General features: G+C 66.0%; 19 protein-coding genes. 15 read left to right on the top strand and 4 right to left on the bottom strand.

What is annotated here, in order from left to right:
- Positions 1-8: 8 nt before the first annotated feature.
- The 9 genes from KAJ83_RS06525 to KAJ83_RS06485 all read left to right on the top strand — a co-directional run bounded on the left by KAJ83_RS06525 (position 9) and on the right by KAJ83_RS06485 (position 15,293).
- Entirely contained in the window at positions 9-854 is an 846-nt protein-coding gene (locus KAJ83_RS06525) for an ABC transporter permease (protein ID WP_210681218.1), read from the top strand.
- A gap of 13 nt (positions 855-867) precedes the next feature.
- Positions 868-2,511, top strand: a complete 1,644-nt coding sequence (locus KAJ83_RS06520) for an ABC transporter ATP-binding protein (RefSeq protein WP_246484271.1) — start codon at positions 868-870, stop codon at positions 2,509-2,511.
- 203 nt (positions 2,512-2,714) lie between these two features.
- Positions 2,715-4,100 (top strand): hypothetical protein, encoded by a 1,386-nt coding sequence (locus tag KAJ83_RS06515; protein ID WP_210681217.1) that lies wholly within the window; start codon positions 2,715-2,717, stop codon positions 4,098-4,100.
- Positions 4,101-4,225: 125 nt separating this feature from the next.
- Entirely contained in the window at positions 4,226-5,434 is a 1,209-nt protein-coding gene (locus tag KAJ83_RS06510; protein ID WP_210681216.1) for a pyridoxal phosphate-dependent aminotransferase, read from the top strand.
- Positions 5,431-6,231 (top strand): 2-keto-4-pentenoate hydratase, encoded by an 801-nt coding sequence (locus KAJ83_RS06505; protein ID WP_210681215.1) that lies wholly within the window; start codon positions 5,431-5,433, stop codon positions 6,229-6,231. Before KAJ83_RS06510 ends, KAJ83_RS06505 begins: the two co-directional genes overlap by 4 nt.
- 143 nt (positions 6,232-6,374) lie before the next feature.
- Entirely contained in the window at positions 6,375-7,361 is a 987-nt protein-coding gene (gene msrP, locus KAJ83_RS06500; RefSeq protein ID WP_210681214.1) for a protein-methionine-sulfoxide reductase catalytic subunit MsrP, read from the top strand.
- Between the two features lie 516 nt (positions 7,362-7,877).
- On the top strand, positions 7,878-13,808 hold the full coding sequence (locus tag KAJ83_RS19490) for a FecR domain-containing protein (RefSeq protein ID WP_281413103.1): 5,931 nt from the start codon (positions 7,878-7,880) through the stop codon (positions 13,806-13,808).
- Between the two features lie 464 nt (positions 13,809-14,272).
- Complete coding sequence (locus KAJ83_RS06490) at positions 14,273-14,641, top strand: helix-turn-helix domain-containing protein (protein WP_210681212.1); 369 nt, start codon at positions 14,273-14,275, stop codon at positions 14,639-14,641.
- A gap of 262 nt (positions 14,642-14,903) precedes the next feature.
- Complete coding sequence (locus KAJ83_RS06485) at positions 14,904-15,293, top strand: helix-turn-helix domain-containing protein (protein WP_210681211.1); 390 nt, start codon at positions 14,904-14,906, stop codon at positions 15,291-15,293.
- A gap of 224 nt (positions 15,294-15,517) precedes the next feature.
- Here the strand turns inward: KAJ83_RS06485 and KAJ83_RS06480 are convergent, their stop codons facing one another.
- The gene (locus KAJ83_RS06480) at positions 15,518-15,967 is read right to left on the bottom strand and encodes a helix-turn-helix domain-containing protein (protein WP_210681210.1); all 450 of its coding nucleotides are present in this window, start codon (positions 15,965-15,967) and stop codon (positions 15,518-15,520) included.
- A gap of 458 nt (positions 15,968-16,425) precedes the next feature.
- Between KAJ83_RS06480 and KAJ83_RS06475 the strand changes: the two genes are divergently transcribed.
- Positions 16,426-16,824 (top strand): helix-turn-helix domain-containing protein, encoded by a 399-nt coding sequence (locus KAJ83_RS06475; RefSeq protein WP_343221962.1) that lies wholly within the window; start codon positions 16,426-16,428, stop codon positions 16,822-16,824.
- A 789-nt stretch (positions 16,825-17,613) separates the two neighbouring features.
- Here the strand turns inward: KAJ83_RS06475 and KAJ83_RS06470 are convergent.
- Positions 17,614-18,510, bottom strand: coding sequence for an NAD(P)-dependent oxidoreductase (locus KAJ83_RS06470; RefSeq protein ID WP_210681208.1), 897 nt, complete (start codon positions 18,508-18,510; stop codon positions 17,614-17,616).
- A 66-nt stretch (positions 18,511-18,576) separates the two neighbouring features.
- Positions 18,577-18,981 carry a tellurite resistance TerB family protein gene (locus KAJ83_RS06465; protein ID WP_246484270.1) on the bottom strand — a complete coding sequence of 135 codons (405 nt, stop codon included), beginning with the start codon at positions 18,979-18,981 and terminating at the stop codon, positions 18,577-18,579.
- A gap of 179 nt (positions 18,982-19,160) precedes the next feature.
- Between KAJ83_RS06465 and KAJ83_RS06460 the strand changes: the two genes are divergently transcribed.
- From KAJ83_RS06460 to KAJ83_RS06450, 3 genes are all read left to right on the top strand, one after another.
- Positions 19,161-20,096 carry an AEC family transporter gene (locus tag KAJ83_RS06460; RefSeq protein ID WP_210681206.1) on the top strand — a complete coding sequence of 312 codons (936 nt, stop codon included), beginning with the start codon at positions 19,161-19,163 and terminating at the stop codon, positions 20,094-20,096.
- Between the two features lie 101 nt (positions 20,097-20,197).
- On the top strand, positions 20,198-21,757 hold the full coding sequence (locus KAJ83_RS06455; protein WP_210681205.1) for a trimethylamine methyltransferase family protein: 1,560 nt from the start codon (positions 20,198-20,200) through the stop codon (positions 21,755-21,757).
- Entirely contained in the window at positions 21,757-22,368 is a 612-nt protein-coding gene (locus tag KAJ83_RS06450) for a hypothetical protein (RefSeq protein ID WP_210681204.1), read from the top strand. The genes KAJ83_RS06455 and KAJ83_RS06450 overlap by 1 nt, the downstream gene beginning before the upstream one ends.
- A gap of 11 nt (positions 22,369-22,379) precedes the next feature.
- Here KAJ83_RS06450 and KAJ83_RS06445 read toward each other — a convergent pair whose 3' ends face one another.
- Positions 22,380-23,090, bottom strand: a complete 711-nt coding sequence (locus tag KAJ83_RS06445; RefSeq protein ID WP_210681203.1) for a GNAT family N-acetyltransferase — start codon at positions 23,088-23,090, stop codon at positions 22,380-22,382.
- Between the two features lie 160 nt (positions 23,091-23,250).
- Here KAJ83_RS06445 and KAJ83_RS06440 point away from each other — a divergent pair, with 160 nt between their 5' ends.
- The gene (locus tag KAJ83_RS06440) at positions 23,251-23,667 is read left to right on the top strand and encodes a VOC family protein (RefSeq protein ID WP_210681202.1); all 417 of its coding nucleotides are present in this window, start codon (positions 23,251-23,253) and stop codon (positions 23,665-23,667) included.
- An 87-nt stretch (positions 23,668-23,754) separates the two neighbouring features.
- On the top strand, positions 23,755-24,834 hold the full coding sequence (locus KAJ83_RS06435) for a COX15/CtaA family protein (protein ID WP_210681201.1): 1,080 nt from the start codon (positions 23,755-23,757) through the stop codon (positions 24,832-24,834).
- Positions 24,835-24,856: the final 22 nt, after the last annotated feature.

Below are 24,856 nucleotides of genomic sequence, written 5' to 3'. Positions count from 1 at the left end.
CCGGGACAATGTCGAAAGCAACGCAGAACACCTGGAAGCTCCTCCGCACCGCCCCGCCGACGGCGTGGTTCGGTCTGATCATGGTATCGATCTATATCGTGGTCGCCCTCCTGGCGCCGATCTTCGCGCCCTATGGCGAGACCGAGGTGGTGGACGTCGCCGGCCTCTCGATCGGCGACAATCCGAGCTTTCTTCTCGGCACCGACCATATCGGCCGCGACGTGTTGAGCCGCATCATCTACGGCGCGCGCAACACCGTCGGCCTCGCCTTCATCACCACGGTCCTGACCTTCGCCATCGGCGCGGTCATGGGGCTTCTGGCCGCCGTCCTGGGCGGGTGGTTCGATCAGATCCTGAGCCGCATCGTCGATGTGCTGATGTCCATTCCGCCGCTGATCTTCGCGCTTCTCATCCTGACGATCATCGGCACCTCGGTCATCAACATGATCCTGGTGATCGCCATCCTGGATTCGACGCGGGTCTTCCGCCTCGCCCGGGCGGTCGGCATGAATATCGTGGTGATGGACTATGTCGAGGTCGCGCGGCTGCGCGGCGAGGGGCTGTGGTGGATCATCCGGCACGAGGTTCTGCCGAATATCTCCGCCCCGCTGGCGGCGGAGTTCGGGTTGCGCTTCTGCTTCGTCTTCCTGTTCGTCGCCTCGCTCAGCTTCCTCGGCCTCGGCCTGCAACCGCCGACCGCCGATTGGGGCTCGATGGTGCGCGAGATGGCGACGCTGATCACCTTCGGCTTGCCGACGCCGCTTTTCCCGGCGGCGGCGGTCGCGCTGTTGACGGTGTCCGTCAACTTCGTCGTCGACTGGTTCCTGCACAAGACCAGCGGCCTGAAGAGCTGAGATCGAGGGGAACATGACGATGAACGACGACGACATCATCCTGCGCATGAAGGGCCTTCGCATCGAGGGCCGCTCCGAGGAGAAATGGCACGAGATCGTCCATGGCGTGGACCTGACCCTGCGCCGAGGCGAGGTGCTGGGCCTGATCGGCGAATCCGGGGCGGGCAAGTCCACCATCGGCCTCGCCGCCATGGGCTATGCCCGCGACGGGTGCCGCATCTCGGGCGGCGAGATCTGGTTCGACAGGGTGGATCTGGCCAAGGCCAGCACGGCGGAGAAACGCCGCCTGCGCGGCAGCCGCATCGCCTATGTGGCGCAATCCGCCGCCGCCGCCTTCAACCCGGCGCACCGGCTGATCGACCAATATTGCGAGGCCCCGGTGCTGCACGGCGTGCTGAATCGCCGGGAAGCGGAGACGGCGGCGAAGGACCTCTATGGCCGGCTGCATCTACCGGATCCCGAGACCATCGGCTTCCGGTATCCGCACCAGGTCTCCGGCGGCCAGCTTCAGCGCATGATGACCGCCATGGCGATGAGTTGCCGGCCGGACCTGATCATCTTCGACGAACCGACGACCGCCCTCGACGTCACCACGCAGATCGAGGTTATGGCGGCGATCAAGGACATCGTGGAGCAGTTCAACACGGCCGCGATCTACGTCACGCACGATCTCGCCGTCGTGGCCCAGATGGCCGACCGCATCATGGTCATGCGTTACGGCAATCTGGTCGAGGAGGGTGAGACCCGCTCGATGATAGAGAGCCCGAAGCAGGAATACACGAGCCGCCTGCTCTCGGTCCGCGAGCTGTCGAAGGCGGAGGCGAAGCGTCCCGAGGGCGAGACGCCGATCCTGTCGGTCAAGCGGGTCGACGCCGCCTATGGCAAGGCGCAGGTCCTCTATGACGTCAGCTTCGACGTACCGAAGAAGCGCACGGTCGCCGTGGTCGGCGAATCCGGCTCGGGCAAGAGCACGACGGCGCGCGTCATCACCGGGCTTCTGCCGCCGCTCTCCGGCCATGTCGAATATAACGGGGAACCGCTGCCGGCGGACTTCAAGAGCCGCCCGAAGGATCATCTGCGCCGCATGCAGATGATCTATCAGATGCCGGACACCGCGCTCAATCCGAAGCACAAGATCCGTGACGTGATCGGACGGCCGCTCTCCTTCTATCTCGGCCTCCAGGGGCGAAAGAAGGAGGAGCGCATCCGCGAACTGCTCTCCCTGATCGAGTTGGAACCGGACGATTATATCGACCGGATGGCGACCGAGCTTTCCGGCGGCCAGAAGCAGCGCATCTGCATCGCCCGCGCGCTGGCCGCGGAGCCGGAGGTGATCCTGTGCGACGAGGTGACGAGCGCGCTCGACCAACTCGTCGGCGAGGGCATCCTGAAGCTCCTGATCAAGCTGCAGGACGAACTCGACCTCTCCTACATGTTCATCACCCACGATCTGGCGACCGTGAAGGCGATCGCCGACGAGGTGGTGGTCATGCAGAAGGGCCGTGTCGTCGAGGCCGGACCGAAGACGGAGATGTTCACCCCGCCGCACCATTCCTACACCGACCTTCTGCTCAGCTCGGTGCCGGAGATGGACCCGGATTGGCTCGACCGGTTGCTGGCCGAGCGGGGGGAGCAGCTTCGCGACCGGGGTATCTGACGGCGGACCGCGGGCCTTGGCGCGCGGATTGCCCCAGTCATCAGCCCGCCCTGGTCATCGGCCCGCCCTGGTCATCGGCCCTTCGCCCCCGGCCCCGGCCCCGGGCACAGGTGATGTGCCGGCGGACTGGTTGCCGGAGGCGCCACTCCGCGCTTTAGTGGAAGCCTAGCGTTTTCATAGACCGCCCCGTCAAGGCGCGCCCTTTGCTCGATCGACTGACAGGCTCGTTGATTCTTCTCGTCTCCCTCGCCGTCGTGGTGGCGGAGTGGACGGGCGCGCGCCCGCTCTATCTGGTGGCCGGCAGCGGCGTCGTTCTGTTCCTCGTTCTGGCGGCCGGACGGGTGCCGAAGGGGCGCTGGCCCTTCCTGGCGGTGAGCCTGGGCTTGACGCTTTGGGCCGTCGTCAGCCGCGAGGATGCCGGCGCCATCCTGGCGAAGGCGCTGTTGAGCGCCGCCTTCATCGCCGGCTTCTTCGTGGCCTTGGCCTGGTTGCGCCATGCGGCCGGGGGCTCGCCCGCCATCCAGCGTTGCGGACAATATCTGTCGGAACAGCCGCCGGGCCGGCGCTACGCGGCCCTGACGGTCGGCGGGCATCTCTTCGGACTGGTGCTGAGCTACGGCGCGATCGCGCTGCTCGGCAGTCTGGCGGAGGCCAGCGCCGCCCGCGAGCCCAACAAGGAAATCGCCGCGGTCCGCGCCCGGCGCATGTTGCTCGCCATCCAGCGGGGTTTCATCTCCACCCTGCCCTGGTCGCCGCTGGCCTTCGCCGTGGCCATCTCGCTCTCCCTCGTGCCAGGCGCGAGCTGGGCCGCCGCCGCGCCCTATTGCGCGGTCACGTCACTGCTGTTGCTGACCGTCGGCTGGGCGGTGGACCGGATCGTCAAGCCGCGGATCAAGGGCCCCCGCCCCCCGCCGCAGGCGCCGGCGGGAACCCGGCGGGACCTGCTGCCGCTTCTCCTGCTGCTGATATTGCTCGTCGGCACCGTCGGCGCGTTGCAGGCCGCGACGCATCTGCGCACCATCGCGGTGGTGATGGCGGTGGTGCCGACCGTCAGCCTCGTCTGGATCGCGATCCAAAGCCGAGGCATCGCCGGCGGGACGTTCCGGCACCTGACCGCCCGGGTCCGGCGTTTCGCGATGGAAGACCTGATAGGCTATCGCTCGGAACTGGTGCTGCTGACGACGGCGGGGTTCATCGGGACACTCGGCTCCGCGCTGGTCGCGCCCTTGCTGGCGGCGACGGGCCACGACCTCGCCGCCGTCCCCGGATGGGTCGTCATGCTCGCCCTGGTCTGGATCATCCCCATCACGGGGCAACTTGGCATGAACCCGATCCTGGCCGTCGCGCTGATCGCGCCGCTGTTGCCGGAAGCCGCCGAGCTAGGGCTCCAACCCTCGGCGCTGATCGTGGCGATCACGGCGGGCTGGGCGCTCTCCGGCGTGACCTCGCCCTATACGGCGACAACGCTGCTGATCGGCTCCTTCGGCCATGTCAGCGCACGCCGCGTCGGCCTCGTCTGGAACGGCATCTATGTTGCCGTTCTGGCCGCGGCGTTGAGCGCCTGGGTGGTGCTGGTCGCCCATCTCTAAGGCGCTGGCGAGGATCCCGCGCGCGGCTTCCCTCAACCCGGTTGTGGGCACCGCGCGCCGGGCTTATGGTGGCCCGCGCGAGCGACCCCCGCCCCACCTTTTCGAGATTTCCGGAGGACCCGACCATGGGCTTCATTGCCGAGCGTATGAGCCGCATCAAACCCTCGCCCACCGTCGCCGTGACGGCCAAGGCGAACGAGTTGAAGGCGCAAGGGGTCGATGTCATCGGCCTGGGCGCGGGCGAGCCGGATTTCGACACGCCGGACCACATCAAGGAAGCCGCCACCAAGGCGCTGGCCGAGGGCAAGACCAAATACGGCCCCCCGCCCGGCATCCTGCCGCTGCGCGAGGCGATCTGCCGGAAGTTCGAGCGTGACAATCACCTGAAATACACGCCCGATCAGATCTCCGTCGGTTGCGGCGGCAAGCAGACCATCTTCAACGCCATGCAGGCGACCATCGATGCCGGCGACGAGGTCATCATTCCCGCCCCCTATTGGGTCAGCTACACCGACATCACCATGCTGTGCGAGGGTAAGCCGGTGGTGGTCGATTGCCCGGCCGACGCCGGTTTCAAGCTGACGCCCGAGCAGTTGCGCGCGGCGATCACGCCCAAGACCAAATGGCTGATGCTGAACAGCCCCTCCAACCCGACGGGCGCCTGCTACACGCGCGAGGAGTTGAAGGCGCTGGCCGCCGTGCTGCTGGAGGAGGCGAACGCGCACGTCCATGTCATGACCGACGACATGTACGAGAAGATCGTCTATGACGGCTTCCAATTCAGCACCATCGCAGAGGCGGAGCCGGCGCTGTTCGACCGGACGCTGACGCTCAACGGCCTCTCCAAGGCCTATGCGATGACGGGCTGGCGCCTCGGCTATGCCGCCGGCAATGTCGAGCTGATCAAGCAGATGAACAAGCTGAACTCGCAGTCCGTGACCTCCCCCGCGACCTTCGTGCAATGGGCCGCGGTGGCCGCGCTGGACGGCGATCACGGCTTCATCGAGAAGAACAACACCGTCTTCAAGCAGCGCCGCGACCTCGTGGTCGGCAAGCTGAACGAAGCGCCGGGGCTGGAATGCCTGGTGCCGGAGGGGGCCTTCTACGTCTATCCCTCCTGCAAGGGCGTGATCGGCAAGACGACTCCGGACGGCACGAAGATCGACAGCGACGAGGCCTTCGTTAAGTATCTGCTGGAGGCGAAAGGCGTCGCCTGCGTCCATGGCGAAGCCTTCGGCCTCTCGCCCTATTTCCGGATCTCCTACGCTACCGCGACGGATGCGCTGGAAGAGGCCTGCACCCGCATCCAGCACGCCTGCGAGGCGCTGTCATGACGCTTGATCCCAAGGCGGCGGCCCACGCGCTCCTTGACGCCCGAATGGCGGGACGGAAGCTTGCCGAACCTCCCGGACCCGATCCGGTCGATTGGGAAGAAGGCTATGCGATCCAGGACGCCCTGATCGAGGCGACGGACAGCCCCGTCGTCGGCTGGAAGATCGGCGCCACCAGCCAGAAGGCGCAAGCGCGCCTCGGTGTCGACGGCCCGTTCAGCGGCCCGTTGTTCGAGCGCTGGGTGACCGAGAGCCCGGCCGAGGTCGCGACCCCCGAAAGCGCGCTGCGGATCGTCGAGCCGGAGGTGGCCGCGAGCCTGGCGGCCGACCTGCCGCCGCGCCCCACGCCCTATACGGCCGACGAGATCGCGGGCGCCGTGCGCGCGCTGCACCCCGCCTTCGAGATCGTCGATCGCCGCATCGCCGACCGACCCGGGGAAAGCGGCGGATTCGCCGGCACCCCCTATTGGTTCCCGGCCGATGCGGGCGCCAACGCGGCCTTCGTGCTTGGCCCCGCGTGCGAGACATGGCGGGAGCTGGACGCGACGGCGATCGCCGTCTCCGTCACCCTCGACGGCGCGGCGAAGACGGACGGCCTTTCCGGCAACGCGATGGGGGGGCCGCTCGTCGCGCTCGGCTGGGTGGTCGAGCATCTGCGCGCGCGCGGCATCGGCCTCAAGGCCGGCCAATTCGTCACGACCGGCGTGATCACCGATATCTTCGAGGTTCAGCCGGGCGAGACGGTCGGTGCCGATTACGGCCCCCTCGGCACCATATCGCTTCAGATGAGCGGCTACTGAGGACCGCTTCGCCCGTCACCAACTCGTGATCCGGTTTGACGCGACGCGTTCGCGCCCCACCCTTACATACCAGGGGGCGAACGCGGCCATTCCCATGGGGAAACCGCCGCCCTCGTATCACGAGCACCGACGAGGCGGAGAGCATGCTGATCAAGATCAAGCGTTCCTGGGAGCTGCCCGACAGCGCGGCGACGGACGAGGCATTCTTTCGGGACCGGCGGCGGATCGCGAAGGGGCTCGCCGCCGGGTCGATCCTGGCGGCCGGATTCGGCGCCGGTCTGACCGGCGGGTCGCGCGCGGCGCGCGCGGCGGACGATCCCACCGCCGACCTCTATCCCGTCCCGCGCGACGAGGGCTATCAGGTGGACCGCGCGCTTTCGGACGAAAGCGACGTTACCAGCTACAACAACTTCTATGAGTTCGGCAGCCACAAGCAGATCGCGGAGGCCGCCCAGGCGCTGGAACTCCGTCCCTGGCAGATCAGGATCGACGGGCTGGTCGAGGAGGAAAAGACCCTCGACATCGATGCGCTTATCCGCGCCATGCCGCTGGAGGAGCGGGTCTACCGCCATCGCTGCGTCGAGGCCTGGGCGATGACCGTGCCCTGGACCGGCTTCCCCTTCGCGGAACTGGTTAAGCGGGCCAAGCCGCTTTCCAAGGCGAAATATATCCGCATGACCAGCCTCGCCGACGAGGCGACCATGCCCGGCATCCGCGCCGGCTGGTATCCCTGGCCCTATACGGAGGCCCTGACGATGGAGGAGGCGACGAACGACCTCGCCTTCCTTGCGACCGGCCTCTACGGCAAGCCGTTGCCGAAGCAGAACGGTGCGCCGCTGCGCGAGGTTCTGCCCTGGAAATATGGCTTCAAGTCGATCAAATCGATCGTCCGCTTCACCTTCACGGAGGAACGTCCCGTCGGTTTCTGGGAGGAAATCCAGAAAAGCGAGTACGGCTTCTGGGCCAACGTCAATCCCGACGTCGCGCACCCCCGCTGGAGCCAGGCGAGCGAGCGCCTACTCTCCACCGGGGAAAGTGTGCCGACCCGGCTCTTCAACGGCTATGGCGAGCAAGTGGCGCATCTCTATAAGGGCCTCGAAACGGAATTCGGCGACCGGCTCTATCGATAGACCAGCCCACCCAGCCTACATGGGGACACCCCGGCCCGACCGCGCCCGGCCCGACCGCGATTGGCCGGGTGGCGAACGCGCGTCTTGCCTCGCGATCACCGTCCCCCCCTCCCGGACGCCCGAGGCGGCCGGCTCGCGGACTCCGGTGGAATCCGAACCCAGTATGTCGCCACTTGCGGGCGAATCCGAATTCGGGTTTAGTGTGATCGTCATCACAGATCGCCGAAAGCAATTGCGTGGCAACCCCGACATTATATTACTTTTTATTAAAATTTCACGAAAATTGTAGTTAAAAGTTTGTTTTCCTTGCCTTTTTTCCTTTCCAGCTCCTGACACTTTCGTGCCATAATACCTTATGGGATCGTGAGTGGTCCGTCCGGTTTATGGGCGCAGCCAGAATGGCCGGTGCCGGGTTTGGACGGGCATCGCGCTATAGGGGCGCTGTTGAAAGCGAGGTGTGCTATTAGCTCGCCAACGCCACTGAACGGCGCTGCACAGGACTTTTCCTTGCGCGGCATGCCGACCGAAGGGTCCAACGCCGACACCGGCAACGGTGCGGGCGAAACCCTGTTCGTCAATCTGGGCGGGACCGGAGACCCGGTCCTCCTCCCCGGCGGCAACGAGGCGCTGCAAGGCGATTTCGCGCGCGAGGGCTTCGATCTCCATATCGAACTGCCCGGCGGCGACACGATCGTCGTGGTCGATTTCTTCGCCGGCGGGCCCGACGCGCTGGCGACGTTGATGACCGAGGGCGGCGCGCGCATCCTGGGCGAGACGGCGGCGAAGCTCGCCGGGCCGGAAACCGCGGGTCAGATCGCGCAATCCGACGGCATCGCCAGCGACGCGAGCGCGTTCGGCGAGGCCGTCGGCACCATCGACGCGATGAAGGGCACGGCCACGGTGATCCGCGCCGACGGCACGGAGGAACCGCTCGAGGCCGGCTCCCAGATCTACGAGAACGACACCATCGTCACCGGGACGGATTCCGCCCTCGGTGTCCTGTTCGTCGACGACAGCACCATGTCGATGGGCAGCCAGGCCCGCATCGTCGTCGACCAGATGGTCTATGACGACAGCAACCAGTCGGGCAACCAGCTGTTCGACGTGGTGCAGGGCGCCTTCGTCTTCGCCTCGGGCCATATCGGCAAGACCAATCCGGAGGATGTGGAGGTCCGCACGCCGGTCGCCACGATCGGTATCCGCGGCACCAAGTACGGCGTCAATGTTGGCGCCGAGGATGGGGAGACCACGGTCACCCTGTTCGAGGGCGCGGTGACCGTGCGCAATGCCGGCGGCGAGCAGGTGCTGAGTTCGGTCGGGCAGACGACCTATGTCGCGGCCTACGATATCGCGCCGAGCGACGTCACCACGATGGACCCGTTGCAACAGGCGCGGATGTATGGGGAGGCCATCGCCTTCTCTCCCGACCAGCCGTCGCTCAACCGAGACGGCCAGGATGGCGAATCCTCGGATGGGGAGACCGGCGATCAGGCCGTGCTCGACGATTCCGAGATGGAGAAGCTCGCCGACCAACTCAATGATGTGGACACGGCCGCCGGGCCGAGCGGCGCCATCGCCGCCGTCACCAAGAGCGCGGCCTTCCTGCGTCTGCTGAACGGCCTGTTGGAAGGATCGGGGTCGCTGCAATCCGGCACGCTGGCGAACGACAACGACGATGGCCGCGGGGCTTACGATTATTTCACCGGATTGGACGACCGGTATGGCGACAACGACTCTTTCGTCCCCTCCGCGGGACCCGGGGCGCCGCTAGGCCCGTCCGGCCCGATTTCCTCCTCGCCCTTCAATGACAGCTTGCCGAACGCGCCGTTCTCCGGGCGCTATGCCTTCCGCTACGATCCGAGCAATCCGGTCGTCGGCACGGTCGTCGGCTCCAGCGGTCCGGGCAAGGACATCTTCACCATCAGCATGTCCCAGAGCGCCGTTCCCACCGGCTGGACCGTTGGGCAGGACGCGAGCGGCAACGTCATCATCACCGAATCGAACGGTACCATCATCACCATGAGCGAGGTGGAGGAATTCGACCTCGATCTCGGCACGGGCAATGACAGTGCGTCGGTCGGCGACCTCTCGAACACCGATATCATCAACGAAACCGTCCTGATCGATGGCGGCGCCGGCAATGATTCGATCGATGCCAGCGCCACCGACAAGCGCGTCGTCGCCGATGGCGGCGCCGGCAACGACGTGATCCGGGGGGGCGACTATGCCGGGGGCGACACGACCAGTGTCTATTCCGGCGACAATCTGACCGGCGGCAGCGGCGCGGATGTCATTTACGGCAATGCCGGTAACGACCTGATCGACGGCGGGACGGGCAACGACCTGCTCTATGGCGGGACGGGCGACGACATCATCCTCGGCGGTGACGGCGACGACACGATCGACGGCGGGGCCGGCGGTGACGCGATCAATGCGGGCGCGGGCAACGACACCATCCTCTATCGCGTCGGCGACGGCGCCGACGTGATCGACGGCGGCGCCGGCAATGACCGGGTGGTCGTCAGCTACACCGCGGCCGATCTGACCGATCCTGATATCCTGCAGGCGCTCGCGGCGCTGCATTCCGGGCAGCAGGGCACCTTCCCGGCGCTCGGCCTGACGTTGAGTGGAATCGAGACGATCACGATCGACGGGCCGCAGCAGGACACCACCACCGCCCTTTCCCTCGCGGCCGGCCCCGCGAACGAGGATGAGAGCATTCCGGTCACGATCGGTCTTTCGGTCGCGACGGGCGCGGCGATGCAAACCATCGTGACGCTCGACGGCGTGCCGGAGGGATATGTTCTCACCAATGCCGCGGGCGACAACTTCCCCGGCGGCACGGCGATCGACCTGACGCCGGACCAACTCGCCGGCCTGGCGATCACGCCGCCCGCCAATGTCAGCGCGGATTTCACGCTTTCCGTCTCGGCGACCACGACGAGCTTACTGACCGGCGGCACGTCCTCCGCGGCGGCGAGCGCGGTCGCCGTGGTCGCCCCCGTGCCGGATACGCCGTCGGTCGTGGCGGAAGATGCCGCCGGGGTCGAGGGCAATGCCGGCGACGACCTTCTGGAGGGTACGGACGGAGACGACGTGCTGACCGGCGGCGCCGGCAACGACACCCTGACCGGCGGGGCGGGCGACGATGTCCTGACCGGCGACGGGTCGAACGCGGCCACGCTCATTCCGCTCACGATCGAGGCCGGTGCCGGCGAGGATATCGACGGTTCCGAGAGCCTAGCCCTCACCTTCACACTTCCCGCCGGCGTTGTCCTGACCGACGCGCAGGGCACCCCCTACGACATCGGGCATGCCTTCGCGCCGAGCGATCTCGACGGGCTTCAGGCCCTCGTCCCGGCCGGCCTGGGCGATTTCACCATCGGCATCACCACGACCGTGACGGATATCGATCAGGATGGCGGCAGCGACACCGCCACCTTCACCGATTCCCTGACGGTCACCATCGCTTCCGGCAACGGGCCGGGCGATGACGTGCTCGACGGCGGGACCGGCGCCGACACGCTTATCGCGGGTGACGGGGACGACACCCTCTCCCTCACGATCGATCCCGATGCCGGACGTGACATCGTGGATGGCGGCGCGGGGAGCGATGCGCTCAACCTGACGCTGACCGTCGGGCCGACGGATCTGATCTATGCCGATATCGTCAGCGACATCATCGCTCTCCACGACTGGATCGCCTCCGGCCCAGGGCCCGAGGAGGTGCGGGTCTTCGAGACACTCAACCTCCGTGTCCAGGGGGTGGAGAGCCTGACAGTCCTCGGCCTCGAGGGGGAGGAAATCCCGATCGACTCCCTGCGCGTGCAGGGTGTCGACATCATCGCCGGCGACAGCGACGACACGATCGGCGGCACCGACAACGCGGACACGATCGACGGGGGCGGCGGCAACGACGTGATCGACGGCGGCGGCGGCGGCGACACGCTTTATGGCGCCGAAGGCGACGACATACTGCTCGGTGGGGACGATGACGACGCGCTCTATGGCGGGGGCGGCAACGACACCCTGACCGGCGGCGGTGGGAGCGACGTACTCGACGGCGGCGAGGGCGATGACGTGCTCGACGGCGGCACGGGGGGCGACACCCTCTATGGTGCCGAAGGCGACGATACGCTGATCGGCAGCGACGACGACGACGAACTCTATGGCGGGGGCGGCGACGATACGCTGACCGGCGGCGGCGGGAACGACGTTCTCGACGGCGGCGAGGGCGATGACGTGCTCGACGGCGGCACGGGCAACGACACCCTCCGCGGCGGCGACGGCAACGATACCTTGCATGGTAGCGACGGCGACGACGTGATCGATGGCGATGCCGGTGACGACGTTCTAACCGGCGGCGGCGGAAATGACACGTTGCGCGGTGGTGACGGCGACGACACGGCGATCTTCAATTTCGCTCAAGATGGTCCCGGCGTCACCTATGACGGCGGCGACGGATACGACACGTTGCGCATCGAACTGTCCACCGGCATGGATGCGCTGGAGCAGGCCATCGCTGAAATCGCGGAAGCGATCAAGGCCGCGAAGCTCGACCCCTCCGCCCTGCAAAGCGTGGAGAGCATCGGCCTCGATTTCCAGAATGTCGAGGATGTGCAGCTTTTCGTCGACGGAACGGAGAAGACCTTCTCCCCCACCGTCACGGGTTTGGAGCCGTTGGTGATCGATACCGATGCGCTCTTCGCCGGCACGCCCGTGGCGCGCGATATCGCGATCCAGGATGCCGACAGCCCGACCCTGATGCAGGCCAGCGTGACCATCTCGCAAGGCATGCAGGCGGGCGACGCGTTGACGATCGACGCGGGCGTCCTGCAGGCGACGGGGCTAGAGATTCTGTCGGCCGGACCCGATGGGGAGGGCAACTTCACCCTCGTCCTCTCCGGTGACGCGCCGGTGGCCGCCTATGAGGAAGCGCTCTCGGCGATCCGGTTGGTCAATGACGACGACGCCCCGGAGCCGGGCGCGCGCACGATCAGTATCGCCGTCACCGACGACGACGGCATTTCCTCCGAGGCGGCGGAAACCGGCGTCGCGGTCGAACCAAGCGCAGCCGAGATCGCGGATTCCGAAGGGGCGCAGAATGACAGCGTCGCCTTCGTGACCGAGGCCGACGGCGAAGGCGCCGTCGTTTCCGGCCTGGCCGAGATCACCGAACCGCAAACCACCATCGAAACGCTGACCATCACCGTCGCACGGACCGGCAACGGCGCGCAGGGTGGCGAGGATGACGACGACGGCGAATGGGAAGGCTTCGACCACTGGTTCGCAAACCAGGGCAATGGCGGCGGCTCCAACGGTGACGGCAACCAAGGCCAGGGCAGCAATGGCCGGTTCGAGGTAATCGTCAACGGCATCAGCCTCGGCATTTTCATCGCCACCGTGGCGCACGGCCAACTCGGCGAATGGGGCACGGTCGAGATTGGCGGCATCGAGGTGACCGAGGGCGAGACGGTCGATATCGAGATCAAGGCCGTCGATAGCGCCTCCAACGTCCTGGTCAACCGGATAGAATTGGGCGACCGCGTCTTCGAGGCGGAGGATTCGGTCAACCTCACCGGCGGCAGCGTCCATGACGATTATGTCGCGCTCAGCGGCGGGACCGTCGGCTTCTCCGTCGCGGTCGAGGCGCCGGATACGGACGCCTTCGACACCTGGTTGCTGCGCAGCGGCAATGACGAGGACGCGCTGAGCCAGGAGGATCTCGATCAACTTTTCGACGGGATCGACATGGGCGCGGGCCATGACTGGGTCGCCGCGGCGGCGGGCGTGGAGAATACGCTGGAGGTCGACCTGGGCGGCGATGTCTGGACCGGCGCCGATCATGTCGCGGGTGGAGCCGGCGACGATGTCATCATCGGCAACGACGCGGCCAATATCCTGGCCGGCGGCGACGGCAACGACCGGCTCGTGGCCAAGGGCGGCGACGACCTGCTGCTGGGCGGGGCCGGCGACGACGTGATGGAAGTCTCTGGTGACGATCTTTCGGCGATGGGCGGACAGACTGATTTCGGGGCCCGGCACGACAGCGTCGATCAGGCGCTCGACGCGAACAGCACGGACGGGATCGAAGGGCTGGACCGCGGCCGATCCGGTCTCGACGGCGGCTCCGGCCGGGACACGCTGAAAGTCACGAACGGTCCCACCGACGGAAGCATCGACAGCGAGGATGTGACCGGCGTCGAGAACATCGAAGCTCTCGATATCGTCAATACCGGGGGGCAGACAAACGTCAATCTTTCACTCGAGGACATCATCTCGATGACCGACGAGAACAACGAACTCACCATCCTGAAAGGGCAGGACGACACGGTGAAGATCGACGGGCAGGAATATGGTGCCAGTGATGAATTCTCCCTGATGCATGGCGACATCGCGGTGAAGATCACCATCGAGGAAACCGAACAGGTTCCCGACGCCTCCTGAGCGCCGGCGCGGGGGCGCGGCCACGCCCGACGGGTTTGTGAACGCCCGATGAAGCCCGTCTCCTCGACCCGAGAAGGCGGGCTTCTCCTTTTCCACGCGCCGTTTCCACGCGCCGGACACCCTCATTAGGAAGCATCCGGATGACGCGTAACATCAATGGTTGTCCGCCCTTTGTACTTGGTAAACGGAGATGTATCGGGCTTGGCTCTTGTATCCAAAGACGGCCGTGCGGTAGTATCGCACGCTCACCTAAAGCGAGTGCACGGAAGTCGGGTGCTTGATCGACATGTGGGCTTTTAGATAGCGCGCCTCGTTGCGCGCGCCTGAAATTTCGTCGTGGCAAGCTCAGGGCTCGAACGTCGGCGCGACGCGCCGTCGACGCGGCAAGGAGGGGAGAGGTGACGCCCGGGCTGACCAACGGTTCGGACGGTCGCGCCACGATCAGTGTACGGGAGGTTAGGAGTATGCCGCATCCGACCGATGTGCATGTGGGACGGAAGGTTCGCGACGCCCGTGTCGCGAAGTGGATGAGCCAGACCGAGCTCGGCGCGTTGCTCGGCGTGAGTTTCCAGCAAGTTCAGAAGTACGAGAAGGGCACGAACCGTCTCGGCGCGTCACGACTTTGGGCAACCGCCATCGCGCTCGACCTGCCGGTTCCGTATTTCTTCGAGGGGCTGGAAGGCGGCCCTAAGATGTCGGAAGTCAACCAGGCCGAACTCTCCCGAAAGGCGATCGCCACCGCCGCGAAACTTCACAAGCTCAGTAATGATACCTTGCGACGGCAGATCATCGGCCTGATCGATTCCGCCTACGAGGCTGAAAGCGGACCCTGATCGGGCGGCCCCGCCCCATCCACGCTACCCCCGATGGGTGTGGCCGACGAGAGGGGTGACAAACCCGACCTCCTGACCTACTATAAATTGTGTGTCCACGCGAGGATTGCGAGATTCTCGCGTATGGATGCTGCGGCCGGTCCGGTGAATACCGGACTTGGCCGAGGGCGATTCGATGAAGGCGGACGGGACAGAGCGCATCGCGTCCATGCGACGTCCGTCCGTCATGTAGGGCCGGAATACAGGGAGCGAGGAGATCGCCATGGCAGCTCACCCAACCGATATCGCCGTCGGGCGCCGGGTCCGCGAATTGCGGGTTCGGGCCGGCCTATCGCAACAGGCCTTGGCGGAACGGATTGGCCTCAGCTTCCAACAGGTACAGAAGTACGAGAAGGGAACGAACCGGATGGGCGCGTCGCGCCTGATCCAGATCGCCGGCGTCCTCAACATGCCGGTCGAAGCGCTTTTCGAGGGCCTTGAGACGAGCGAGACGACGACCCGGCCGAGCGACAATGAAGATGTGTTGCTGGACCGGGACGCAGCGCGGGTCGCCCGTGACTGGATTCGGATTCCCGATCAAAGCACCCGCGAAATCGTGCGGGACATGATCCGGACGCTTGCCCGTACCCAAACGAGCGGCGGAAACCATTAACGCCACCGGATGGGCGCTCGCGACGCCGCATCGCCGTATCGGTGCCCCCGATAACCGCTGCCCGAGAAGACGGCGCGGATGAGATCCTGCCGCATCGCCGCGTCCGTCGCCCCTCCCCCCAGGAAACCGAAAAAGGCGACTCAGGCGGTTCAGAATAAACGCGCCACACTCTGATACAGTAAGCGCGGCCGTTCCATGAGGGGCGATCAATCGGGGAGGGGCGATCAATCGGGTCTGGATTGCCCCCCGGAATCATCCATCCCGGACTCCTTGAATTTCCGCGCGCTTACGAGATTCCGCACGACGGCCGCCACATGCTCCGATGGGTCGGACGTGGATTTATCCGTCACGGCATCGTTCAGGCATTCGGCGATCGCCGCGGCGACCATGCGGCTCTCCTGCTCATCAAGTGAAAGAAGAGCATGATCGCGCAACAGGTCGAAAACCCGCGTCAGAACCGAATATATTGAACTGTCGGCGGCACTTTCCCCGATGAGATCAGCGACCGATGTGTTCAGGGCGGAGGCAAGACGCGCGACCGTGTCAAGTCGCGGCGAGCGGGAGCGGCCGCTCAGGATTTGCTTGACCGCGGTTTCATCCAGAGCCGCGAGTCGTGACAACCCCCGCTGGGACAAACCGTTCCGCCTCATCTGCAGACGCAGATGTTCACGCAATATTTCATGCATTCCCTCGATCGAGGTTTCCCCGCCCGGACCCTCGGTTTCCTCGCTTCGGCCTATCGCGTGGTTCGGCACGGCACCTTCTCCCCCAATGGCATCGATTCCACACCGACACCCCTAATTGGCGATATTTCAAAATTTTAACGCCCTTAACCTGTAACGCAGGTTGAAGGCAATACGCGCCGACCATCCCTGACCGTGTTTTCTTTTATCATTATATCGTGATAGTAGCAAAACATCAGGGAATTTGTAGAAGAAATTCCACATCCGCGCTTATTTGGCCTCAAGCATTCTTGCGAAGTCTATAGTACCACCGAGATTTAGCTATTTCTGGCTGTACTAGATAGTAATAGAGCGGTTTTTTGGAAAACCCAGACACTTAAGATTGAAGTTTCGTAACGGATTGAGTAATCCTTTCATCGCTCAGCGCAGACCAAGGAGGCAATGGCGGCATGTCGAGGCAGCACGCCACGCCCGGTCAGAAAGGTGAAGGACGCATGCCGCACCCTGTTGACGTCGCCGTTGGGAATCGTGTCCGCGAACTTCGGATTCGCGCGAACATGACCCAACAGGTCCTCGCGGAGAAGGCTGGGGTCAGTTTCCAGCAAATCCAGAAATATGAGAAGGGATCCAACCGGATGGGTGCGTCCCGGCTGGTCGGAATCGCCGAAATCCTGAATGTTCCGGTAAACGCCCTCTTCCAGGACATCGACCTGGCCGGGGCCGCGGCCACCTCCCCGCCGCTTGATCGGGACGCTGCCAAGGTGGCCCGCGATTGGCGCGCCATCCGCGACGACAGGACCCGTAATGTCATGCGCGACGTCATTCGCGCCCTCTCCGGGAAGAATTGAGAGAACCCGCACGCGGACGGGGCTCGAAAAGCACCGCCCTCCTTCTTCCCGCTCGATCCCTTTCTGCTCGCTCGGTCAAAGACGCTCGGATATCGACGACCATTTGCGCGCGCCTTCCATATCGCCATGAAGGCGCCGTTCGCGCGAGGTGCGTAATGCCTCCTCCCGCGCATGCTCGCCATATGTCCGCCGGTAGAGGCGAACCCATGACTCGATTTCTTCCTGCCACGTCAAGACTCTGCCCTCCCCAGGGTTAGATATTTATTTTGCTCAAATTTTTTATAATATTCAAATAGAGATTTATGAAAAAACATCCCGACTGCTGGCGAATCCAGCCGCACTCGTGACGCCAAACGCGGCAGCATGTGCTCGGAGTTCTGCGCGGGGTCCTGCCTCTTTCGCCCCGTCTCGCGAATGAACGGCCGTTCGGTGGATAGTCGGCAACGATCCTTCCCCCCTGATACCGGCGCCTCACGTCCACGCCGGAAGCCTGCCGCGTGTGAACAGCGCAACACAAAAAAATGACCCCCAAGCCGAAAGGCTTGGGGGCAAGTTGAACAGGGAGGCTTCACGTCTGGGAGACGTAAGGCCGAGCGACGGCGGGGAGCCGCCCTCGGCGGTTGCTGCGGCGCAGCAACTGAAGCACCCTGTAAATAGGGCTCTCGGGTTATGTTTGAAAGGGCGGATCATACAGCCCCCCTATGCAGAAAGCGCATAACTGAGGGGGTTGGCAGGCGCCCGGCGGGACACTCCGGTCCGCATATGGGAGAAGCGTTCAGACGACGGGGGTCACCAGCCCGGATCGATCGCCTTCACCAACGCGGAATGATCAAGATCCTGGTGCCCCGCCTCGATCAGGGCATCCCAGAGATCCTTGTTCCGCGACAGACCGGGAAGCGTTATCCCGACTTCCTCCGCCAGGGCCAGGGCCTGCACGACGTCCTTGCGCTGGACCGATACGCGCCCCCCCGGCGTAAAGCTCCGGTCGATCATGCGCTGCCCATGCAGTTCCAGGATGCGGCTGCCGGCGAAGCCACCCTGCAGCGCTTCGCGCACCTTGGCCGGGTCGACACCCGCGCGCCGCGCCAGGGCGAAGGCCTCACCGACCGCGCCCAGCGTGAGCGCGACGATCATCTGGTTCGCGCTCTTCGCGACCTGCCCCGCGCCGACATCGCCGACATGGGTGATGGTCTTGCCCATCGCCTCGAAGAAGGGGAGCGCGCGCGCGAAATTCTCGTCCGTGCCGCCGGCCATGATGGTAAGGCTGCCGCCTTCCGCGCCGACCTGTCCGCCGGAAACCGGCGCATCGACGAAGGCCGCCCCCGCCTCGGCGAAGCGTTCCGCCATCTCGCGCGTGTCCATCACCTGGGTCGTACCCATGTCGACGACCAGCGCCCCGGACGCGATTCCGGCCAGCACGGCCGTCTCGCCGTCGACCAGCACGCGACGGGCCGCCGGCGTATCGGTCACCATGCCGATCACCGTGCCCTCGGCACCGGCCCAGCGCGCGGCCTCGGCCGGGCTGTCGGCGGTCGCGAACCCTTCGGCGGCCAACTCCTCCTGCGGGGCCTTGGAGCGATTATGGACCAGAACCTCCGCACCCGCGGCGCGGAGGTTGCGCGCCATCGGCTTCCCCATCAGGCCGAGCCCGATAAAGGCGACCTTGCGTCCGTCCAATTGCCCCATGGTTATTCCCTTCCCTCGGTTTCTTGGCCCCTCGGCGTCAGGTTCGTTCAGCCGTTCGACACCCGATCAGGCCAGCGCGAACCGCGCGCGGGCCCCCCGCTCGATTCCGGCACAGATCAGCCGGTCGATCTCCAGCTTCTGCCGGATGATCTGAAGCAGGTTCAGCTCTTCCTCCGTCGCATGGAGATCGGCGGCCGCCACCTCGACGCAGAGCGCGTAGGCGGTCTCGCGCAGGCGGGCCGGCAGTGCCTCCTTGACCCGCGCGAGGATCAGGTCGATCCCGTCCTCGTCGTCGAGCATGGCGAGGCAGGCGGTCGCCGTCTCGTTCATGGTCGACGGATCGTAGTCCCGGAAAACCGGAAGATTGGCGATGATCCCGCGGATCACCTCAAGCTCGGTGTCGCTGACCTGCGCATCGGCCGCGGAGGTCAACACCATGCAATGAATAAGCGCGTCGTGAGTGGAAAGCATTCTATCATCCGCTGTCGTTCGTGATCGTCGGCTGGGCTCCCCCCGCGCGGATATTGTCAGTACTGGAGCTTGGCCGCGCGAGCAAGAGGCACGGCAGCCCGCCCCGCGGCCGGCCTCACAGCCCGCCCCCGGCCGCGCGCCTCGACAAATGCGCGATCCCGCCATAGGCTCCGCGCCTCATGCAGGCCCTGATCGACGTTACCCTTCCCATTTTCGGTATCATGCTGGCCGGCTATCTGGCGGGCCGCTTCCGGCTGCTGGGACAGGATTCGACGGCGGCGCTCAACGGTTTCGTCTATTTCATCGCCCTGCCCGCGCTGTTCTTCAAGGCTATGGCGGGCGCCCCCTTCTCCGACATCTTCGACGGCCCGTTCCTGACCGCCTGGTACGGCGGACAGATCGGCGTGTTCCTGTTGGCGGTCCTCATCGCGCGGTTCGTCTTCGCGGACCGGATAGGCGCGCTCAGCATGCACGGGATCGCGGCGATCTTCTCCAATACCGGCTATATGGGCATTCCCTTGCTGATGACCGCCTTCGGGGACGTGATGACGCTGCCCGCCGTCATCATCACGGTGGCGAACGGCGCCGTGGTCATGGCGGTCCTGACCGCGATCCTGGAAGTCGACCGCAGCACGGGCCGGATGCGGGACATCGCCCGCGACGTCATATTGGGCGTGGTGAAGAGCCCACTGGTGTTGAGCGCCAGCCTCGGCATCCTGTTCTCCGCAGGCGGCATCCCGCTGCCCGGACCGGCCGTCACCTTTCTCGACCTGTTGGGCGACGCGGCGGGGCCCTGCGCGCTGTTCGCCATGGGGCTGTTCCTGGTCGGCCAGTCGATCCGGCGCGGCGCGGTGGAGGTCTGCTGGGTCAGCGCGCTCAAGCTCATCGCCCACCCGCTGCTCACCTGGGTCATCGCCACCCATATGCTCGACATGCCGACGCATTTCGTGGCCGCCGCCGTCATCATGGCGGCCCTGCCGACGGGCTCGCTCATCTTCGTGGTGGGGGAGCGGTACGGCGTCTATGTTCAACGCGCGGCCGCGATCATCCTGGTATCGACCATCGCCTCGGTGCCGACGGTCTCCTTCGTCGTGCAATACTACGTTTCCGGATAGGTCCAAGGCACATTCCCTATCGACAAAGCGCGGGCCGGGCTTCTTAAATCCCGTACGACCAATCGCCCGGTCCCGGGCGCCCTCGAACGAAGGACATGCCCATGCGCGAGAGAGCGAGACGTCGCCGACGCGGCCAGGAAGCGGGCGCCGGAGCCGCCGGCCCCGGCATCGTCGCGGATCGCCTGCCGCAACTCGATTGGCGGGCGGTCGTCAATTCCTACCGGCCCGTCGATATCCTGGACGAGGACGCCATCGAGCGCATCCACGATGCCTCCATGACCATCCTGGAAGAGATCGGCATGGATTTCCTGTCCGAGGAAGCGCGGGAGATCGCGGCCAAGGCCGGCGCCGACGTGCGTCCGGGGTCGGAACGGGTGCGCTTCGACCGGAATCTGATCGCGGAGCTGATCGCCAAGGCACCGTCCCGCTTCGACTTCCACGCGCGCAATCCGGCCCACGACCTGGCCCTGGGCGACGGGCGGCTGATCTTCTGCATGGTGGCGAGCGCGCCCAACGCCTCCGACCTGGAGGGCGGCCGGCGACGCGGCAATTTCGCGGATTACCAGGATTTCCTGCGCCTCAGCCAACAACTCAATATCTGCCACCTGAACGGCGGCTATCCGGTGGAGCCGATCGACCTGCCTCACCGCACGCGCCATCTCGACGCGCTGCACGCGGCGGCGACGCTGACGGACAAGCCGTTCCACGCCTATTCGCTCGGACGCGAGCGCATCCGCGACGGCATCGAGATCGCGCGCCTCGCCCGCGGCATCGACGCGGAACAGCTCAAGCGCGAGCCGAGCCTGTTCACCATCATCAACACCAATTCCCCGCTGAAGCTCGATATCCCGATGGCGCTCGGCATCATCGAGATGGCGCGGATGAACCAAATCGTCGTGATCACCCCCTTCACGCTGTCGGGCGCGATGGCGCCGGTGACGCTGGCCGGTGCCATCGCCCAGCAGAACGCGGAGGCATTGGCCGGCATCGCCTTCGCCCAGATGGTCAATCCGGGCGCGCCCTGCGTCTATGGCGGCTTCACCTCCAATGTCGACATGAAGTCGGGCGCCCCCGCCTTCGGCACGCCGGAATATGCCCGCGCGGCCCAGATCGGCGGCCAGCTCGCCCGGCGCTACGGGTTGCCCTTCCGATCCTCCAACGTCAACGCATCGAACGCCCCGGACGTCCAGTCCGCCTATGAGAGCGAAATGGCCGTCTGGGGCGCCGTCACCGGCGGCTGCAACATGATGATGCATGCGCTGGGCTGGCTGGAGGGCGGGCTCTGCGCCTCCTTCGAGAAGGTGATGATCGACGCCGAGATCCTGCAGATGATGGCGGAGTATCTGCGCCCCATCGAGGTCAATGACGATACGCTCGGCCTGGAGGCGATCCGCGATGTCGGGCCGGGCGGACATTTCTTCGGCACGGCGCACACCCTGGCGCGTTACGACCGGGCCTTCTATGCGCCGATGTTGAGCGACTGGCGTAATTTCGAGACCTGGCAGGAAGCCGGCGCCGAGGATGCGACGACGCGCGCCCACCGGCTCTACAAGGCGCATCTGGCCGAGTACGAGGCGCCGCCGATGGACGCGGCCGTGCGCGAAAGCCTGGACGCCTTCGTCGCCCGCCGGAAGGAGGAAGGCGGGGCGCCGGCGGATTGATGCCCATCCCCTTCGTGCCCATTCCCCTTGCCCTGATTGCCGTGGCGGCATTCCTGCTGGCCGCCTGCGCGTCACCGCCCCCGCATGCGCCGGAACTGTTCCGGGACGACCCGGCGGCGCATGGACTCCTTGCCCTCGACGTCGCGGCCGGCAGTCTGCGTACCTGGGCCATCGTCCTACGCGCCGCCGACGGCATGCCCCGGGAAGAAATCACCTTCCGCCCGGCCGAGGGGGAGCGCGCCCGTACCGGCGTTCACGCCGTCGCCCGGGCCGTGCCGCCGGGCACCTACAGCCTCGCCCGCGTGATGGCGGTGGAGGACGGCCGCCCCTGCGGCGCCCCGACGGAGGCGCCGACGACGCGCGCCGTCTATGCCGCACGCCTGCCGGACGTAAACAGCACGCCGGTCCCGATCATCGCGGTCGCGGCCGGTCAGGCGCTCTATGTCGGGCGTATTGGGCTTCGTGCCGACCTCTTCGCCTGCGAGGGGCCCTCCATCCGGGTCGAAACCCGGCCGGGCCGGCCGGTGAGCGCGGGAGACGCCCTCGCCCTGCCGCTGATCGACGGGCCGTTGCTGATGCCCCCGGGGATGGTGGTGCTGAAGGGGGAATGAGGCGGGCCCCTTTATGCGGGTCGAAAATCCCTCAAGGCACGGCGTTGGGTTCCATCTTCCTCGAAATTACCGGGCGAGAGCCAGGATTCGAAGGCCCGCTTCATGCCCGGCCATTCGTGGTCGAGGATCGAATACCAGGCCGTATCGCGGTTATGCCCCTTAACCACGCCCGCCTGCCGGAATACTCCCTCGAAGGTGAAGCCGAGCCGCTCCGCCGCGCGGCAGGACGCGGCGTTGAGCGCGTTGCATTTCCACTCATACCGGCGGTATCCCAAATCCTCGAAGGCATGGGCCATCATCAGCGCCATCGCCTCCGTCGCCGCGGGCCGGCGCTGCAGGGCGGGAGAGAAATGCAGGTGCCCGACCTCGATCGCGCCGGCCTCGGGCGCGATGCGCAGATAGCTGGCGAGTCCGACCGGTTTCCCGCCCTCCGCCTCGACGATGGTGTAGAAGAACGGGTCGCTCAACGCCGCCTGCGCACGCAGCCAGCCCATATAGTCCCCGACCCCCGCGAAGGGCCCGTAGGGAAGGTAGGTCCAGCTCCGCCCCTCCCGATCCGCGCTGTCGGCGGCGAAGAGATCGGCGCCGTGCCCGTCGGGGTCGAGCCGTTCCAGCCGGCAGAACCGCCCGGCGAGTGTCCGCCCGTCCGGGTGGGGCCGGGCCGTCCAGTCCAGGACCGGCGCGCCGATCGGCTGGTCGAGATCGTTCCGGTGAGATGTCATCGGGGTGTCTCCAAAACAGGGAAGCATGGCTGCTTACGCCATCGCGCGGTCGGTCTGAAGCGCCATTTTCCGGTTCGGGTGGAGGCCGCTCTTGCGCGCGGGGCCCATGGAGGACTAAGCAGGATGAAGCGCAAGCGCAGCCGCGAAAGAACCGAACGCCATGACCCGCGCCCTCTTCCATCTCGCCTATAATGTGCGCGACCTCGACGCCGCGCGGCGGTTCTACACGGACCTGCTCGGCTGCCGGGAAGGGCGCAGCACGGAAAGCTGGGTCGATTTCGATTTCTTCGGCCATCAGATATCCCTGCACCTGGGAGAACCCTTCGCCACCGCGCCGACCGGCAAGGTGGGTGAGCACAAGGTGCCGATGCCGCATCTGGGCGCGATTCTGGCCTATGAGGATTGGCGCGATCTGGCCGACCGGCTGGAAGCCGCCGGCACCGATTTCGTGATCGCCCCGACCGTTCGCTACGAGGGCGAGCCGGGCGAGCAATGGACGATGTTCTTCCGCGACCCGTCCGGCAATCCGATCGAGATCAAGGGGTTCAGGAACATGGCGGGTGTCTGGGCGGTTTGAACCCGACGGATCGCGGCGCCGCGACCCGCCGCCGCAGCCCGCGCCGGCGGGCTGGAAAGCGGCGGCGGTCGGCGCTATGAAGCGGCCATGGCGAGCATGACCCAGGATATCGACCCCCCCAAGATCCGCGACGAGGGCCGCGACCGCCGCGCCGTCGGCCTATGGCTGGTCGCCAGCGCGCTGATGGTCTTCGCGATGATGATCATCGGCGCGATCACCCGGCTGACCGAAAGCGGGCTTTCGATGGTGGAATGGCGCCCGCTGATCGGCTTCCTGCCGCCGATGAACGAGGGCGAGTGGGCGCGCGTCTTCGCCCTCTACAAGGAAACCTCCCAGTATCGCCTGATGAATTCGGGCATGAGCCTGGAGGCGTTCCAGGAGATCTTCTTCTGGGAATGGCTGCACCGGCTTTGGGGGCGGTTGATCGGGGTGGTCTTCGCCCTGCCCTTCCTGTGGTTCCTGATCCGGGGGCGGCTGCCGACCGGCCATGCGAAACATGGTTGGATTTTGTTGGCGCTGGGCGGGCTGCAAGGTGTCATCGGCTGGTGGATGGTGAAGAGCGGCTTCGTCGACCGGACGGAGGTGAGCCAATACCGCCTCGCCGTCCATCTCGGCATGGCCTTCCTCATCCTGGGCTATCTGGTCTGGCTGGCGCTGGGGCTCCTCTGGCCGATGGAGGCGGGCCGCGCGCCCGCGCCGCGCGGCTATCGGCGGCTCGGCGCGTGGTGCCATGCGGTCGTCTTCTTCACCGTGATCTCCGGCGCGATCGTCGCGGGCAGCCGGGCGGGCTTCATCTACAACGACTGGCCGGACATGGGCGGGCGTTTCATCCCCGACCCGTTCTGGAACGCCGCGCTGGGCTGGCGCAACCTGTTCGAGACGCTGGAGGTCGTGCAATTCGACCACCGGATGATGGCCTATCTGACGCTCGCCGTCACCGCCGCCTTCTGGCTGACGACATGCGCGCGGGCCCGGACGCTGGCGCCCCGCGTGCGGTGGGCGGCGCATGCGTTGATGGCGGGGGTTCTGGTGCAGGCGGGGCTCGGCATCGCGGCGCTGCTGACGATCGTCTGGCTGCCGGTCGCGGTCTTGCATCAGGCGGGCGCGGCGACGGTCTTCTGCCTGACTCTCTGGGCCTTGAAGGAGTTGCGCGGCAACCCGGCCTAACGTCGGTGCCCGACGTCTATAG

This window comes from Marivibrio halodurans (genome assembly GCF_017963645.1).
Taxonomy (GTDB): domain Bacteria; phylum Pseudomonadota; class Alphaproteobacteria; order UBA8366; family Aestuariispiraceae; genus Marivibrio; species Marivibrio halodurans.
Note: the sequence above shows the minus strand (reverse complement) of the source record. Positions and strands in the feature narration are given on the sequence as shown.